Genomic DNA, 15,895 nt, shown 5'->3' on the forward strand with positions numbered 1-15,895 from the left:
TAGTAGATTAAATAAGGTAAGACAGTTTTCTTACCTTATTTTTAATTTAACTTTTTTGGAAGCCTAAGCCAATATCGCTTTAACTATTTTACCGTGAACATCAGTTAGTCTGAAGCGACGACCTTGGTATTTAAAGGTGAGCTTTTCGTGATCAACCCCCATCAAATGCATTAATGTCGCCTGAAAGTCGTGCACGTGTACAGGGTCTTTAACTATGTTGTAACCAAATTCATCGGTTTCACCGTATACACCCGGTTTAACACCGCCACCAGCCATCCACATAGTGAAACAACCGGGGTGGTGATCTCGGCCATAACCTGTTTCTGTTAGCTTACCTTGTGAATAATTTGTTCTACCAAATTCTCCACCCCAAACAACAAGGGTATCGTCTAATAAACCGCGTTGCTTTAAGTCGGTAACTAATGCTGCTGATGCTTGGTCGGTTTTTTCACAATTAGCTTTTATACCACCGGGTAAGTTGTCGTGTTGATCCCAACCTTGATGATATAACTGGGTAAATTTAACGTTGCGCTCTGCAAGTCGCCTAGCAAGTAAACAGTTAGCTGCATAGGTGCCCGGTATTCTTGAATCCGGCCCGTACATATCAAATACCCAGTCTGGCTCATCGCTAAAATCAGTAGCATCAGGAACTGATTTTTGCATACGTTCGGCCATGTCGTATTGGGCAATACGCGATTTAATTTCTTCGTCTTTCCATTTTTGGTATTGCAGATCTTGTAGTTTTCTGAATTTTTCCATCATTGAACGACGGTCACCGGTACTTAACCCCGGAGGATTATTAAGATATAAAACAGGATCTTGACCACCTCTAAATTGAACACCTTGATGTATAGACGGTAAAAAGCCATTACCCCATAAGCGTGAATAAAGCGGCTGTCCACTCGCGTTACTCGACACCATAACAATAAAAGGCGGTAGATTTGGATTATCAGTACCTAAACCATAACTCAACCATGCGCCAATACTGGGTCGACCCGCAATAGGAAAACCTGTTTGTAAAAAGGTAATAGCCGGATCATGATTAATCGCGTCGGTATGCATAGATTTTACGATACATAAGTCATCAACAATTTTTGCGGTATGTGGCAGTAATTCACTTACCCAAGCACCAGACTCGCCATGCTGTTTAAAATCGAATACTGAACGTGCTAGAGGCAATGAGGTTTGTTGAGCACTCATGCCTGTTAATACTTGTTCGCCTCGTACTTCGGCAGGAAGTTCTTGCCCATGTCGTTTGTCTAACATAGGTTTGTAATCGAAAGTTTCTAGTTGTGAAGGCCCACCACTTTGAAATAAATAAATTACACGCTTTGCTTTTGCAGGTACGTGTGGTGAACCTAAAATACCGTCTAGGTTTGGACCTTGTTCAGCCGCGGCTGTAGCTGCTGCAAGATGAGGGTAGCCAGCTAAAGCACTAGCGCCTAAGCCGAGTGAAGCACCTTTTAAAAATTGACGTCTGTTTATCATTATATTTCTCTTTTCAATTCTTGTATTGTGATTAACGCTTAATAACTACAGCATCGTGATTCATTAACATGTTGGCTATTGAACCAAGTGACGCAAGTTGAACCTTATTGTCTGACGCTTTTAATGGTTTATCGCCAACTGCTAAAAACTCATCAGCTTGCGCTGGGTTTGCCGCAAAGGTTTGGTTAATTTCGTTATACATACTGATAATTATCTCTAACTCTTGATCTGTTGCTTGATTACTCGTTAGCTTGCGATATACCCACTTTAGCTGTTCATCAAGTGATGCCGAATGGTTGATAGCTTTGCTTGCAAGTGCACGTGATGCTTCAATAATTTGCGGATCGTTTAGTAAGGCTAATGCTTGTAATGGTGTACTAGTTTGTTGTCTTTCACCTACGGTGTAACTACGCATTGGAGCATCGAATGCGGTCATATTAGGTGGCGGCACACTACGTTTGTATATGGTGTACATTGATTTACGGTATAAATCGTTGCCTGAACCGTGCTTGTAAGGGGTTTTACTGTTCATTTTCCAAATACCGTCTGGTTGATAAGGATATACGCTTTCTCCACCAATAGAATCGACTAATAAACCACTGGCTGCTAAGGCGTTGTCGCGGATCATTTCTGCTGTTAAACGGTTTGTTGGACCACGTGCATAAAGTTTGTTTTCAGGATCCGCTTCCATTAACTCTTGGCTAGCTATAGAGGATTGTTGGTAGGCTGATGACGTTACCATGAGTGTTAACATGTGTTTAATGTCCCAACCTGAATCAACAAATTCTCGTGCCAACCAGTCTAATAACTGCGGGTGAGTTGGTAGTTGACCTTGGTTACCAAAATCTTCAGGCGTTCGCACAATGCCTGTGCCAAATAGCATTTGCCAATATCGGTTTATTACTACACGAGATACTAATGGATGTTTAGGATCTGTTAACCATGCTGCCAAACCTAATCTGTTTTTAGGGAGCGATTCATCGTAAGGTAAAATGGTTTCTGGTACACCTGGGCTTACTTCTTCGCCATGTGATGCATAACTACCGCGTTCCAATACATAAGCCTGTCTTGGTTCTGGCATTTCTTTCATTACCATGATTTCTTGAACTTGCTCTGCCATGCTGTTTTGTTTTTGGCGCAGCGCAGTTAATTGAGATGCTGTTTTTTTATAGTCTGGGTTAAAACTTTTGTTGAATAAAGCTAACAGTTCACCTTTGTTATTTAAAATAGAAGGATTGGATATATTGTTTATATTAGCAATTTCGATACCGGTTAAGTCTCTATTATATATTTTTAGATCGTCAACTAAAGCGTCTTTAGTGCCACGGCTACGCCAGCGAGCACCAACTTTAATGCCTATTTCTTTTAAAACACCTTCACGCGTGTGTTTAATGTCTTTGAATAGGTTATCTCTATCAACATTCATTGGAACCGCTTTGCCGTTAATATAAAAATTAACACCTTCTGCTTTCGATGAACCATCGTAGGTCATGGTTACGTTTAACCATTGATCACGTTGTGCGTTTTCTGGAGAGGTTAAAGCAATGGCATTAAAAGGGTAAGTGTGGGCTAAGCGTACTAACCAGCGGTTGTTTTGAATACCAATATCAAAGCCTTTAAAGTTATATAAAATGCCGGCCTTGTTGTAATGCACTAATACACCTTCTTCAAGTTCGGTTGGTAGTTTTACATCAATACTTACGCTGAAAGGTCGTGCTCTATCAAAGTCGTTAACCGACGGAAAATAAAGCGGGTCGTCACCATTGAGTTTAATGGCTTCACGTCCATTTTCATTAACGTGAACCATCGCAGGGCCTTCTTTTTTCTTGGGATTTGAACCAAAAATTACTTTACCGATGGCTTTAGGTGTCACGCTATTCGCTATTGTTTTGTTGTTGTCGCGTTTGGTTAACGGGAAATGAGCAATAAGCGCATCTTCACCTTTAGCTTCTTTAATGGTTTGAGTATTAGCTGTTAGCCATGCATTAAAGCGTTGGCTTTGTGCGTTATATTGGATATTTATTTTATTAGATAAATCTGAAATCTCGTTGGTTACATGAGTTAATTCTTGTGTTTGTTGGCTTGTTGGTATTAACAAGGTAGGTACAGGAATGTCTGTAGGGTCGTAAGAAATTTGTCCTGAATCATCAATATTATTGAAAAAAGCAAAGGTTGAATAATAGTCTTTCGCAGAGATAGGGTCGTACTTGTGATCATGGCATTGCGCGCAATGCATGGTTAAACCAAGTAAACCAGTACCAACGGCTTGAACACGGTCTTTTACGTATTCAACTCTGAACTCTTCTGCAACTATTCCACCTTCACCATTTTGTGCATGAATACGGTTAAAAGCGGTTGCTAAGATTTGATCTTGGCTCGCGTTAGGCAGTAAATCCCCAGCAATTTGCCAAGTAATAAACTCATCAAAAGGACGGTTTTCGTTAAAACTGCTTATTACCCAGTTACGATAAGGCGACATATCACGATAATAATCTGTACTGTAACCATGGGTATCAGCATAACGAGCAACATCAAGCCATTCAACCGATAAACGTTCCCCAAAACTTGGTGAAGCCATTAAACGATCAACTAATTTCTCGTAGGCGTTTTCGCTGGTATCCTGTAAAAAATTATCTATTTCTTCTAACGTAGGTGGTAAGCCAGTTAGATCGAACGTTACACGTCTTATTAGGGTTTCTTTTTCTGCTTTTGTATTGGGTGATAAACCTTTATCCGCTATTTTTTTAGCAATAAAATTGTCGATAGGGTTACTGACCCATTCATCATGCTTAGAGGTTGGTGTTTTTGCTTTAGCTGGCGTAATGTAAGCCCAATGTTTTTTGTACTCAGCTCCTTGGTCAATCCACTTTTTAATAATGGCTTTTTGTCGAGGCGTTAATACTAAATTAGAAGATAAAGGCGGCATCATGTAACTTTCGTCGGTAGACATAATACGCATGAAAGCTTCACTACCTTCAGCATTACCTGGTATTAGTGCCTGTATACCATTGTCGGTTACATGGGACGTTGCTAATTCAAAAGAAGCGAAACTCAAGCCATTTTTCGCATTAGGTAAATCAGGCCCATGACACAAAAAACAGGTGTCAGACAAAATAGGTCTAACATCAAAATTAAAATCAACTACCTCAGGAAGCGGTTCGCTAAATTCAATTTCAGGTTCTTTATCATTACAACCTAGCAGTAAAATACTGGTTGCAGCGAGTAAGGTTAACTTATGTGGTTTTAAATAATTTTTCATTTTAGCTCTTATTATTAATACTTAAACGCGTTCTAATTTAATAGGGTAAATTTGGTTTGAATTCCATTGGCCTACATATAGGTTTTCGTCGTCATCTACACATACGGCATGGCAATGGTTAAATACATCGTAAGTGGTTTGCATGGTAGTTAACTCGCCATTTTCGTACTGAGGCCTTGTACCACCTGGATTTGAAACGACTTTATTGTTTTTATCTAAAATGGTAATAAAACCTGAGTTTGGTGCCATTTTTCCATCAATATGGGACCAACAAACGGGCGCATAAAAGTTTTCACCTTTAAAGGTTGGTCCGCCAACATAAGCACCTGGTAACGAAATGTCGCCTATGTATTTACCGTCTAATGTATATTTTTTAAGTGCGCGTTCAGCGCGAGAACTAATAAGTAAATGATGATTATTTGGATCACGTGTATCAACACCAATACCGTGAGTGTTTTTAAGGTTTAGGTTTTTATCAGCGTTCTTTTTTCCGCCCCAGTGTCTTATGTAGCGACCATTGCTGTCGTAATGAATAACGTAGTCAGATCCGTAACCGTCAGTTACATATAAATCACCATTGGGTGCTATGGTGATGTCGGTAGGTTGAAAAGGCATGCCCGGCTCGTAAATACCAATGGTTAACGGGTGGCCAAGGGTATAAACCAATTTACCTTCAATGGTTAATTTAGAAATAAAACCGCTTTGTTTATACCATTTGTTTTTCCATTGATTATCAGGTCTATTTCTATCTAATACCCAACCACCATCAACGATGTAGATAAAGTCTTCACCGTTTTCTCGCGATATTTTAACGGAATGAGCGCCGGGGTATTGTGTTCCCCAAGCGTCTATAAACTTTCCGTCTTTGTTATATATAACAAAATTGTTTACGTCGCTATCTGTCACCATAATAATTCGACCTTTTGAGTCGAAATCCAATCCATGACAGTTTTCTACAGGTACTTTATGAGGCTCTAAATCGCCCCATAAGTAGTTAACTTTGTATTTAAAGTCGCCGTGACCAACTATTTTTCCATGGGGACTTCGGCCTGCTTTAGGTAATGGCTTTTTTGGTGGTTCATGGGCGATAGCTGAGGTTGATGTACCAGCTAGGATAGCGCCAGTAGTTAACCCCGCGCCTAACATAGAAGATTGTTTAAGAAACTGGCGCTTCTTCAAATCGGGTCTAATAAAATCGGTAGTTTTATCAATATTTTTATTCTTATTTATTGTGTTTTTATTATTCATAATATTTACCTTCAAAGAATCCAGTTTCTATGCTTTTTTGTTTGCATTAATATTTGCAGTAGATAAGCCCAAAATAATGCTTTGTTTTGCTTTATCGTTAAATGATGATGCGCTTGTGGGTGTTATTTTAGTTTGCCCTACATAAACTGCTTTTAACTTGGGTAGGGTTTCTAATAGAGGTAAAGCCTCATCATCTACATCAGTTCTATACAAATTTAAGTATTCAAGATTAACCAAAGGAGATAGGGCATTGATACCTTTACTGGTTACCTTGTTTTTTTCTAATCTCAGTTTCATTAAATAGGTTAGTTGTGCTAACTGGTTAAGCTGTTCATCGGTAACTTGTGAATTAACTAAATTAAGGTAAGCAATATGAGATTTAGCTTTGAGTAAACTAGCGAGTGCTTCAGGCGTTAGTCCTTCACGAGACGAAGACAAATCAACATCAATGTAATTAACGTTTTTAGCAATAGTTTTCACGACAAAACCATGGCTTTGTAAATCACGTATTATCTCTACTGATAAAGGTTCTATCTTAGCTAGCGGCCAACTACCTGCTTTAGGTGTTAGTCCTAATGTACGCATTACTGCGAGTTTAGATTCGCTTGATAACGTGTGGTCGGTTACCATGCCTGATGTTGGTGAGCCGGCGTTTATCCACCACGCTATTGTTTGTACTTGCTCGTCTGAAAGAGGTGTTTTACCTTCTGCTGGCATGTATTTTTTATCATGACTGTCAATAGTTATACGTTTGTATAACTCACTTTTTTCAATACTATTTCCAAAGGTTTTACCTGAACGACCGCCTTTTTCTATGCCTTTAATGCTAGCTAAATTTAATTTGCCTTTTTGTTTACCGTCGTTATGGCAACTTACACAGCGTTGTTTAAATATAGGTTCAATTAAGTCGGCATAGGTTTCAGCTTGAGCAATAGACGTAATAGGGGGACGAGGTTCTTTGTGTGGTTCAAAACCTGCGAGTACACGAACAACGTTAGGTGCATGTTCAACCAAGTAGGTTTCACCGTGAGTCATATTCGCGCCGTAATGTCCGGTACTAAACAATAAAAAAAGTTGTAATGAAGCGAGTGCACTTATTACAATTTTGTTTGTTTTTTTACTCGGTATGAGCGCGCCAAAATACACCCAGCAAATAATGGAACAAACGGCCACCGATATTCCAAACGATTTATGTATAAATACTGCGTCAGCACTGTAACCGCCGCCTAGTGATAACATGTAACCTAAAGTACATGCTCCAATTGCAGAAATAGCTCCCCAAAACCAAATCCACTTTAATAGTGAATTTCTAGGCTTATTTTTTACAGCGTAGAAAATTTCCATTAATGCCGACATTAACAATATGCCTATGGGCAAATGTAAAACTAATACGTGAAAACGACCAAAAAATTGAATTATATCCATCAGTAAATTATATTTTTTATATGTAATAATTGTGATGTTACTTAAATTGTAGAGGTAGTTACATTGGTATTTCTGATATGGATTTGTGTAAAATTGATAAATGATAGATTGATATAGTTCAAATAATAAGAGAGTATTCGTACCAGCCTTTTTGAATGATAAAAATTACATGCAACCAGAAAAAATAGAAACCGGTTCAAATGGCTTTGTTTGGAAAAACGTATTGCCCGACGAGCTTATAAGCCAGATTAAGCTACATGTTTATACGGCTCATAAAATGAAAACAGATACTTCGTGGGCGGGTAGCGACTTTATCAATCATTACAATCGTCTGTACTATGTAGAGTCAGGAGAAGCGGTTTTACAGTTTAAAGACATTGAGATTTTAATGCAGCCGGGATATCTATATTTGATCCCTGCATATCAATTAATATCTCATTACAGCAAAGGTGATTTCACTTTTTATTGGACTCATTTTCAGGCATCACTTGATGCAAATCTTGATTTATTTATGATTTATGGGAAGCCGCAAGGGATAAATTGTAAAACATTGCCGCATATTTCACAGAATTTTGATGCACTTATTCAGTCTATGAATAATGTACACCCAACGGTTGGTTTAACACGTATGCTGCATTTATTACGCTTACTTGAACCTTTTATTGAGAAGTTTTCAAAATCGCCTAACTTACCGACTAATTTTAAACATCAAGCCTTAATCCCTGCTTTAGATATGATCCAAGCAAACTTAACTAAACCACTCGAAATACAAACTTTAGCTGAAATTAGTAACTTATCGCCAGAGCATTTTTCGCGTAAGTTTAAATCAGCGTTTAATATTTCACCTAAGCGATATATTTTATCCAAACGTATTGAACTCGCTAAGCAGCTTTTATTAGAAAAATTTTCTGTAGGAGAGGTGTCGGAGCAATGTGGATTTTGTGACTTATATCACTTCTCACGAACATTTAAACAAAGTACGGGGATGTCACCAACGCAGTTTTGTAAAGCTTATGGTCGTGATGCTTAGTTTACTAATTTAAAAGATTAAAAAAGCCAAAGCATTTTGATGTGCTTTGGCTTTCATTTTTAAACTCATTAAAAAACGATTAATTTTCTAACTGTATTTTATATACAAAAGGTAAGTCGTTATTAAAGCTGAATTTTTGATGCTTTATGGTTAAACCTTCTTTTGATTGCTGCCACTCAATTTTGTTTGGTTTACCTATTAGAACAACCGATTTGACCTTTATATTATGACCATACTGCAAGCGTGAAAGCGCTGTAAGTAAAGTATCATTACCAGATTGACCAAATTGAATCGCGTATAGGGTTTTGTTGTCTTTTGAACGAGTATAGCGAATATCTTGTGGACTAAAGCCTTTAAAATGTAAATCAGCTAAATGACCTTCAGGTGTAATAGTAGGGCCTTCACCATAAGTATACCAAGGACGAGTAGCATAAATTGCTTCGCCATTAACCTTCAACCATCCGCCTATAGCAAGTAATAGATCTTTTTGTTCTTGTGGAATGGTGCCGTCAGCTTTGGGCGCAATATTAAGTAATACGGAACCATTTTTGCTCACAATATCTACCAAGTCTTGCACTAAACGCTGCGCACTATAGTATTTCATAGGTTCAGCGTAACCCCACGAATTAACACCTACTGATGTGTCGGTTAACCAAGGTTGTGGATAAATACTGCTCATTCGGCTACGTTCTAAATCAATGGTGGCTGAACCTACAAGTAAGTCAGGTGTTTTGTAAGTCAATACAACATCTTTCTTCCATTCTTCTGCGCTGTTGTAATAATTGGCCACCATATTCATTCGCGTTTGTTCTGGTAGAATATTCATGCGGTTATCAAACCATAATAAATCGGGTTTGTAGCGTTCGACCACTTCATTAACTTTGGCTAACCATTCATCTGCAAATTTCTGTGGCGGTAACGTTTCAGGATGCAAAGGCGTTATTACACCATTCGCTTTAGCTGAGCCCCAAGCGGTTTTGTCAGATGTAGGGCCATATAAGGCTTCATTTTTTGGGTTGCTTGTATCGGTGTTTTTGTCTGATGTTGGATACCAACCCCATTTCCAATGATGATGGAAAGACGTCATAAACTTTAAGCCTTCACTACGTATCGCTTTTTCAAGTTCAGCAACTACGTCTCTTTTCGGGCCCATATCAGCGGCATTCCAAGGTGTTAGTTGTGTGTCCCACATCGCAAAGCCGTCGGCATGTTCAGCAACAGGTCCTGCAAATTTAGCTCCTGCTGCTTTGTATAATTTTGCCCATTCGGTCGCATTAAATTTTTCAGCTTTAAACATCGGAATAAAATCTTTGTAGCCAAAGTTTTTTAAATCGCCGTAGGTTTCTTTGTGATAAGCGTTTAAAGGATGACCTTCTACATACATGTTACGACTATACCAATCGGATCCAAAAGCCGCTTTAGTTGCAGAGTAAGGTCCCCAATGTGCGTAAATGCCGAACTTAGCGTCTTGAAACCACTCAGGCGCTTGCTGATACTGAGCTAAATAATCCCAGTTAGCTTTAAATTTAGGTGTTTCAGCGGCATTAACCGAGGAAGCAGCTACGAACATAAGTGCCGTAGAAGTAAGCGTTAATAGTTTATTCATTATTATCTCTGAAGTTGTTTTTATTAATGAGGTTATTATGTGAATTATTGACATTCTACGGAGCAAATCAATGAAAATGAATAGATATAACTGATATGGTTTTGTGTTTTTATGATTTTTAGGTTTTGTAAATATGGTATTAGTTAGTGATCAAATTGTACTGATAAAATATTAACTACCGAGAAGTGTAATCTCTGTACCCTCTGTGTAGGACGAAGTCCCTCAGTGCTCTCTGTGGTGAACTTATAGCTTTTAATTAGAAAAATTCGTGTAATTAGCTGGCAAGCAAATCATGAAAAGATAAAAGATGTTAACCACCGAGAAGAACCACGGAGAAACTACCGAGAAGTATAATCCTCTATACCTCTGTGTAGGACGAAGTCCCTCAGTGCTCTCTGTGGTGATCTTATAGCTTTTAATTAGAAAAATTAGTGTAATTAGCTGATAAGCAAATCATGAAAAGATAAAAGATGTTAACCACGAAGAAGAACCACGGAGAAAGTCAAAACAATAAACCTCTTGTATAAAACTCTATGTCCTCAGTGCTCTCTGTGGTTGCACTTATGGTTTTAATTAGAAAAATTAGTGTAATTAGCTGATAAGCAAATCATGAAAAGATAAAAGATTTTAACCACAGAGATGAGTATGGGTATTAATTTATAAAATATTGTTAAACATGCACTTTTAAATTTGCGTAATAAGATTTCTCTTCTATATTCATAGGGTACGGTATTTTTAATGAGGAACGTAGTATGGAAAAATGTGAAGGATTTAGAATGAAAAAGATGAAGTACATGGTGGTTGTACCACTACTTTTAGCGAGTTACTCCAGTCATGCTGATTTTACTTGGAATGGTTTTGCATCAATTGGTGCTGGTGTAACAATGGATGAGGATGAAGTTTTTGTTATAGATGAGTTAACTGGTGCTCGTTATACCGATGAACTTTCTTTCAAACCTGATACGCTTTTTGCCTTACAAGTGAGCAGTGATTTAGGTGATGACCTAAGTGTTACTGCTCAGTTGTTAGGAAACGGAGGCAATGACTTTGATATGGAGTTTGAATGGGCTTACCTTTCTTACAATATAAATTCAGAGTTGACCTTCCAAGTTGGGAGATTAAGAACTCCATTTTTCGTTCACTCACTTTCTCTTGATGTAGGATATACATACAATTGGATCAGGCCTCCTTCAGAGTTTAATACTGTATCTGATTTATCTAAACGTATAGAAGGCGTAGATCTTACTTGGTCTAAAACATTAGGAGATTTCGATACTACATTCTCTTTAACCTATGGTAACTCAGAAGTTGATGCAATTATCTCGTTGGGTCCTTCTAATCTTAAATTTAAAGATGTTACAGGACTTACAGGGCAGGTGACTTATGATTGGCTTACTGTTAGAGCTGGTTATTTAGAGGCTGATGCTGAGGTTACTCCAGAGAGTAGTGGTGTAACTCTTCCGATTAATGCTGGTTATCAAATATATACTGTAGCAGCTATTGCAGAATGGGATCAGTACTCTATAAAAAGTGAGTATTTTCAACGTAATTTCCCTGGTAATGCGGGTAATGATGATACGGGGTGGTACTTAAGTGGAGCTTATACTATAGGTGATTTCACACCACATATTACGTTTTCAACTTTCAAAGATAACGATACTAACTCTAACCCTCTTGCATTAGAAAAATATAACTCGACGATTGTAGGTGTAAAGTATAACTTTCATTCAAATGCTGCACTTAAACTAGAATACATTAGTCGTAGTGTTGATACTACCGAAGAGGCCGCATCTGCTTTAATTGCACGTGGTGGTATACCAATTGTCGAGGCAGATGTACTGGCTGTAGCTGTAGATCTGATCTTTTAAAAGGAGTCAATTATGAGATTAAAATTAGTTAAACTTGCATTAATGTTTAGTATGTTCTTTAGTTCTTGGGTTTATGCAGGAGTCGCAATAATTGTACATCCTTCTAATAATGCATCTTTGGATGAAGAAACAATCGCGAAAATATTTTTAGGTAAGTATAAAAAATATCCTGATGGTGGCCAAGCTATTCCTGTAGATTTAACACAAGGAGCTAGCGCAAGAACATCATTTGTAGATACTGTTTTAAAAAAGAGTGATTCACAAATGAAAGCATATTGGTCAAAATTACTTTTTACTGGTAAAGGCGTTCCTCCAAAAGAGGTTGATACTGATGCTGAGGTAATAGATTTAGTAGCAAATAACCCATCTATAATTGGTTATATAGATTCTTCAGCTGTTAACGATAGCGTGAAGGTTGTTTATCAATTCTAAGTAGCGATGTTGTTAAGTAAAAATAATAAGGGCACTCTAAAAGTGCCCTTTTTCTTATATATCTGTTACCAATCAATATACGTATTTCAGAGTGCTTGAGCGATATAAATTCAAGTCAACGCTTTGTAATAATGGTAGTCTTCTATAAAAGCATTAACGTTTTATTTAATGGTAAACTTAACGTCTTGCTCTCGTAATAAGTAAAGCGTAAAACATGCTGCCCACATTGGCCATGCAGTAAAGAATAATAAGTTATTAAAACCATCAAGATATTGATTGTAAGATGACAGGGTAGACATACCGTGCATAATAAAAATTATGCCATAAGTAATGCGTTTTTTTATTCCTGCTAAAAAAGCGAGAACAAGTATTAACTGTAATGCACCGAGTATGTAAGTAATAATATCGCTTGAACCACTAATACCATAAAATTTTTCAAAAATTCGGGCGCTATGCCCAGGGTTTAAAAATTTATCTAATGTCCACATAACCATCACGATAAATACACCCACACGCAAAGATAATAAAGACCATTGCAAACGATTTTGCACATCAGCACTTATTGAATTACTCATAAAACTAAAATTTCCTAAACTAAAAAATATATACATTAGAAGTAGTAAGACCGTGGTTTTATTTTTTTCTTTCAAATAAAAATCGTATTCTTATAAATATCTCGGCCGCAAGTGACCGAGTTTTAAAATAAGTCCAGCTGACCTGAGTTAATTTCTTTATGACCTAATTCAACTAGTTGGTTTTAAGTATATTTTTGAATAACTTCTTCGCTAGGGTCTATTGATCTTTGCTGATTGTTGCAAGGAATTTACATAGAACAACTATGCTAGATCCCTTGCGCCGCGAGCAACAAGCATTTAATTCAAACAAAATTTAAACATGAAAGATCAACAGACTCTAATAATTTAGATGAAGCCCAAATGTTTACGCATTTGGGCTTCTTTTTATAAGATAGAGAAGAGCTACAGAGGCAGGGATAGAAAGCTTCGATATCTTTTAATTTATCACTTCGGTGTTATCTGTGGCTTATGGGACGCTTATTAATTCGAGTAATTAGTGTAATTAGGTGAAAAGACCTTGTTAACTAAAGAGGCTAATAATAATCACAGAGGCAGAGATAAGAGAGCTTCGATATTTTTAAATTTCTTATTTCGGTGTTCTTTGTGGTTGCTCTTGTGTTTTTAAAGCCTTTTTAAATAGCGGTATATAAATAACCTCAGCTCGGGATAAGCAAAGTTACTCAACAAGCTATTTTTATGCCTAACTTCGTTGAATTTATTACTAATAGCTAGCTATTAGATAGAAAAATTCGCCTTGTTATACACAAAAATATCAATGTTGAGAGACTAATATAACTTAGGAAAACAACGGTACAGGTTAAGGTTTTGATAAATAAGAATTTTAATTTATTATCTAACATTCATTAACCCGAGTTGAGGTTAAATATTATTGAATAATACATCTAACTAAACACAGCGCTTACTTTAAATTTCTTGGGTATAACGCTCTGTTTTATTTATGCTTTCATATAACATTTTATTGTAATCTCATAAATAAATATTCTTTATAATTATTGCTAAGCCCTTTAACTCAAGCTAAGCTCTTGAATAGTTTTAACAATAAATTTTTATAATATTGTTGTTTTTAATTACCAGAGGTTATTTTGAATATTCCTGACATCCCCAATAATCATGCATTAATGATATTAATTATTACTGCTATCGCCCTATACTTTTTTAGACGCGACGATATTCCTTTAGAAACCTCGTCTTTGGCTGTTCTTGTGCTTTTATGTTTGGTTTTTACTGTGTTTCCTTTTGAAACTAGTACTGGCCATTTAGAGGCCTCTTCCTTGTTCTTTGGCTTTGGACATGAAGCGTTAGTCACCGTTTGTGCCTTAATGATAATAGGGCATGCATTAGTCAGAACTGGCTCTTTAGAGCCTGTAGGGCGGTACTTAGCTAAACTCTGGAAAATAAGCCCAACATTATCTTTATTGCTCACGCTTATTATTGCCGGTGCTTTAAGTGCGGTGGTTAATAATACGCCAATTGTAGTTTTGCTTTTACCTATTTTAATGAGCGTTGCTATAAGAACTAAGACCGATTCTTCACCCATGTTGTTACCCATGGGATTAGCAACATTAGTGGGCGGTATGACCACCACAATAGGTACATCAACTAACTTACTTGTTGTAAGTGTAGCCAGTGATATGGGGTTGCCTAGAATAGGTATGTTTGACTTTATTGTACCTGCATTAATTGCCGCTAGTATTGCTATAGCGTATTTATGGATAGTAGCACCGCGTTTATTACCTACTCGATCGCCTACATTACCTGATACATCACCTCGAATTTTTACGGCTTACTTAAATATTAATGAAGAAAGCCAATCTAATGGTAAAACCGTTGCTGAGTTACTTAAGTTAACTGATGATCAAATGACGATAGAGTCAATTCAACGCAGCCCTGATAACCGTAATGTTATTCCATTGCCTGATACTTTGATTAAGGCTGGAGACAGGTTGCAGGTAAATGATTACCCTGATCAATTAAAAGAGTTTGAAACGGTTATTGATGCAACGCTTTATTCAGGTAACCAAAAAGTTGATGATGATCATCCTTTAAAAGAAGATAAACAAGTTTTAGCTGAAATTGTTGTAATACAAGCTTCAGGCTTAGTAGGCAGAACATTGAAAGATGCTAATTTCGCATATCGTTATGGAGTCTCTGTGGTTGCTCTTCATCGTGAAGGTAAAGCGATGAAAATTGGCCGTCAAAGTATTGGTCACGTTACTATTAAAACAGGCGATGTACTTTTAGTGCAAGGTGAAGCTGAACAAATAGATGGTCTAAAAGGAACACGTGGGCTTTTAATTATTGATGGCGCGGCAAGTTTACCTTATACAAAAAAAGCACCTATAGCGCTTTTAGTTCTAGTTTTTGTTGTTATATCAGCAGCCGTTGGCTTATTACCTATAGCGGTTAGTTCTCTTTGCGGTATTCTGGTGCTATTAGCAACTAAGTGCTTAGATTGGAGCGAAATTTCTTCAGCACTAAGTAGCCAAGTTATTCTTATTGTTGCAGCATCTCTTGCGTTAGGTTCTGCCATGATGCAAACAGGCGGTGCAGAATATATTGCACAAGTTTTTGTTGCTGTTTCATCAGGTTTACCACCCGCCGGAATTTTATCAGCGCTTATGTTGTTATTAGCCGTGTTAACCAATATCGTTTCCAATAATGCAGCGGCGGTTATAGGTACACCTATAGCAGTCTCAGTTGCTACACAGTTAAATGTACCCGTAGAGCCGTTTATTTTAGCGGTTCTATTTGGCGCTAACCTAAGTTATGCCACTCCTATGGCGTATAAAACTAATATTCTAGTTATGAACGCGGGAGGTTATCGATTTTCAGATTTTATGAAAGTGGGTATACCGCTTATTATTCTAATGTGGGTGGTATTATCGTTTTTGTTAAGCTGGTTTTATCTTTAGTTGAATGTAGTTCAGTAAAAAAATTAAAAAC

10 protein-coding genes are annotated in these 15,895 nt (G+C 37.3%); 4 read left to right on the forward strand and 6 right to left on the reverse strand.

The genetic code is table 11. The features are described from left to right. Positions 1–63: 63 nt before the first annotated feature. Genes AC0L5Q_RS01650 through AC0L5Q_RS01665 form a run of 4 tightly spaced genes read right to left on the reverse strand, consistent with a single transcriptional unit; the run spans position 64 to position 7,351 of the window. Positions 64–1,488 (reverse strand): DUF1501 domain-containing protein, encoded by a 1,425-nt coding sequence (locus tag AC0L5Q_RS01650; protein ID WP_473613981.1) that lies wholly within the window; start codon positions 1,486–1,488, stop codon positions 64–66. Positions 1,489–1,519: 31 nt separating this feature from the next. Then, complete coding sequence (locus AC0L5Q_RS01655; protein WP_473613982.1) at positions 1,520–4,747, reverse strand: DUF1553 domain-containing protein; 3,228 nt, start codon at positions 4,745–4,747, stop codon at positions 1,520–1,522. A 21-nt stretch (positions 4,748–4,768) separates the two neighbouring features. Further along, positions 4,769–5,995, reverse strand: coding sequence for an NHL repeat-containing protein (locus tag AC0L5Q_RS01660; RefSeq protein ID WP_473613983.1), 1,227 nt, complete (start codon positions 5,993–5,995; stop codon positions 4,769–4,771). 27 nt (positions 5,996–6,022) lie between these two features. Further along, positions 6,023–7,351: a c-type cytochrome gene (locus AC0L5Q_RS01665; RefSeq protein WP_473613984.1), complete on the reverse strand. Its 1,329-nt coding sequence runs from the start codon at positions 7,349–7,351 to the stop codon at positions 6,023–6,025. A gap of 238 nt (positions 7,352–7,589) precedes the next feature. On the opposite strand from AC0L5Q_RS01665, the gene AC0L5Q_RS01670 reads away from it, so the two are divergent. Continuing rightward, positions 7,590–8,450, forward strand: a complete 861-nt coding sequence (locus AC0L5Q_RS01670) for a helix-turn-helix domain-containing protein (RefSeq protein ID WP_473613985.1) — start codon at positions 7,590–7,592, stop codon at positions 8,448–8,450. A 79-nt stretch (positions 8,451–8,529) separates the two neighbouring features. On the opposite strand, the gene AC0L5Q_RS01675 is transcribed toward AC0L5Q_RS01670, so the two are convergent. Continuing rightward, on the reverse strand, positions 8,530–10,056 hold the full coding sequence (locus AC0L5Q_RS01675) for an alpha-L-fucosidase (RefSeq protein ID WP_473613986.1): 1,527 nt from the start codon (positions 10,054–10,056) through the stop codon (positions 8,530–8,532). Between the two features lie 752 nt (positions 10,057–10,808). Between AC0L5Q_RS01675 and AC0L5Q_RS01680 the strand changes: the two genes are divergently transcribed. Next, the gene (locus AC0L5Q_RS01680) at positions 10,809–11,924 is read left to right on the forward strand and encodes a porin (RefSeq protein WP_473613987.1); all 1,116 of its coding nucleotides are present in this window, start codon (positions 10,809–10,811) and stop codon (positions 11,922–11,924) included. 12 nt (positions 11,925–11,936) lie between these two features. Beyond that, positions 11,937–12,356, forward strand: coding sequence for a substrate-binding domain-containing protein (locus AC0L5Q_RS01685; RefSeq protein WP_473613988.1), 420 nt, complete (start codon positions 11,937–11,939; stop codon positions 12,354–12,356). Positions 12,357–12,517: 161 nt separating this feature from the next. On the opposite strand, the gene AC0L5Q_RS01690 is transcribed toward AC0L5Q_RS01685, so the two are convergent. Next, positions 12,518–12,931: a hypothetical protein gene (locus AC0L5Q_RS01690; protein ID WP_473613989.1), complete on the reverse strand. Its 414-nt coding sequence runs from the start codon at positions 12,929–12,931 to the stop codon at positions 12,518–12,520. Between the two features lie 1,103 nt (positions 12,932–14,034). On the opposite strand from AC0L5Q_RS01690, the gene AC0L5Q_RS01695 reads away from it, so the two are divergent. Then, positions 14,035–15,864 carry an SLC13 family permease gene (locus tag AC0L5Q_RS01695; protein ID WP_473613990.1) on the forward strand — a complete coding sequence of 610 codons (1,830 nt, stop codon included), beginning with the start codon at positions 14,035–14,037 and terminating at the stop codon, positions 15,862–15,864. The last annotated feature ends 31 nt before the right edge of the window (positions 15,865–15,895 follow it).

The sequence above is a fragment of the Pseudocolwellia sp. G5-9 genome, from assembly GCF_055808995.1.

Excerpts from the sequence above, each read along its gene's own strand:
- AC0L5Q_RS01660 (WP_473613983.1), bottom strand. The coding sequence starts at position 5,995 with ATGAATAATAAAAACACAATAAATAAGAATAAAAATATTGATAAAACT.
- AC0L5Q_RS01655 (WP_473613982.1), bottom strand. The coding sequence starts at position 4,747 with ATGAAAAATTATTTAAAACCACATAAGTTAACCTTACTCGCTGCAACC.
- AC0L5Q_RS01650 (WP_473613981.1), bottom strand. The coding sequence starts at position 1,488 with ATGATAAACAGACGTCAATTTTTAAAAGGTGCTTCACTCGGCTTAGGC.
- AC0L5Q_RS01665 (WP_473613984.1), bottom strand. The coding sequence starts at position 7,351 with ATGTCGGCATTAATGGAAATTTTCTACGCTGTAAAAAATAAGCCTAGA.
- AC0L5Q_RS01670 (WP_473613985.1), top strand. The coding sequence starts at position 7,590 with ATGCAACCAGAAAAAATAGAAACCGGTTCAAATGGCTTTGTTTGGAAA.
- AC0L5Q_RS01690 (WP_473613989.1), bottom strand. The coding sequence starts at position 12,931 with ATGAGTAATTCAATAAGTGCTGATGTGCAAAATCGTTTGCAATGGTCT.
- AC0L5Q_RS01685 (WP_473613988.1), top strand. The coding sequence starts at position 11,937 with ATGAGATTAAAATTAGTTAAACTTGCATTAATGTTTAGTATGTTCTTT.
- AC0L5Q_RS01675 (WP_473613986.1), bottom strand. The coding sequence starts at position 10,056 with ATGAATAAACTATTAACGCTTACTTCTACGGCACTTATGTTCGTAGCT.
- AC0L5Q_RS01680 (WP_473613987.1), top strand. The coding sequence starts at position 10,809 with ATGGAAAAATGTGAAGGATTTAGAATGAAAAAGATGAAGTACATGGTG.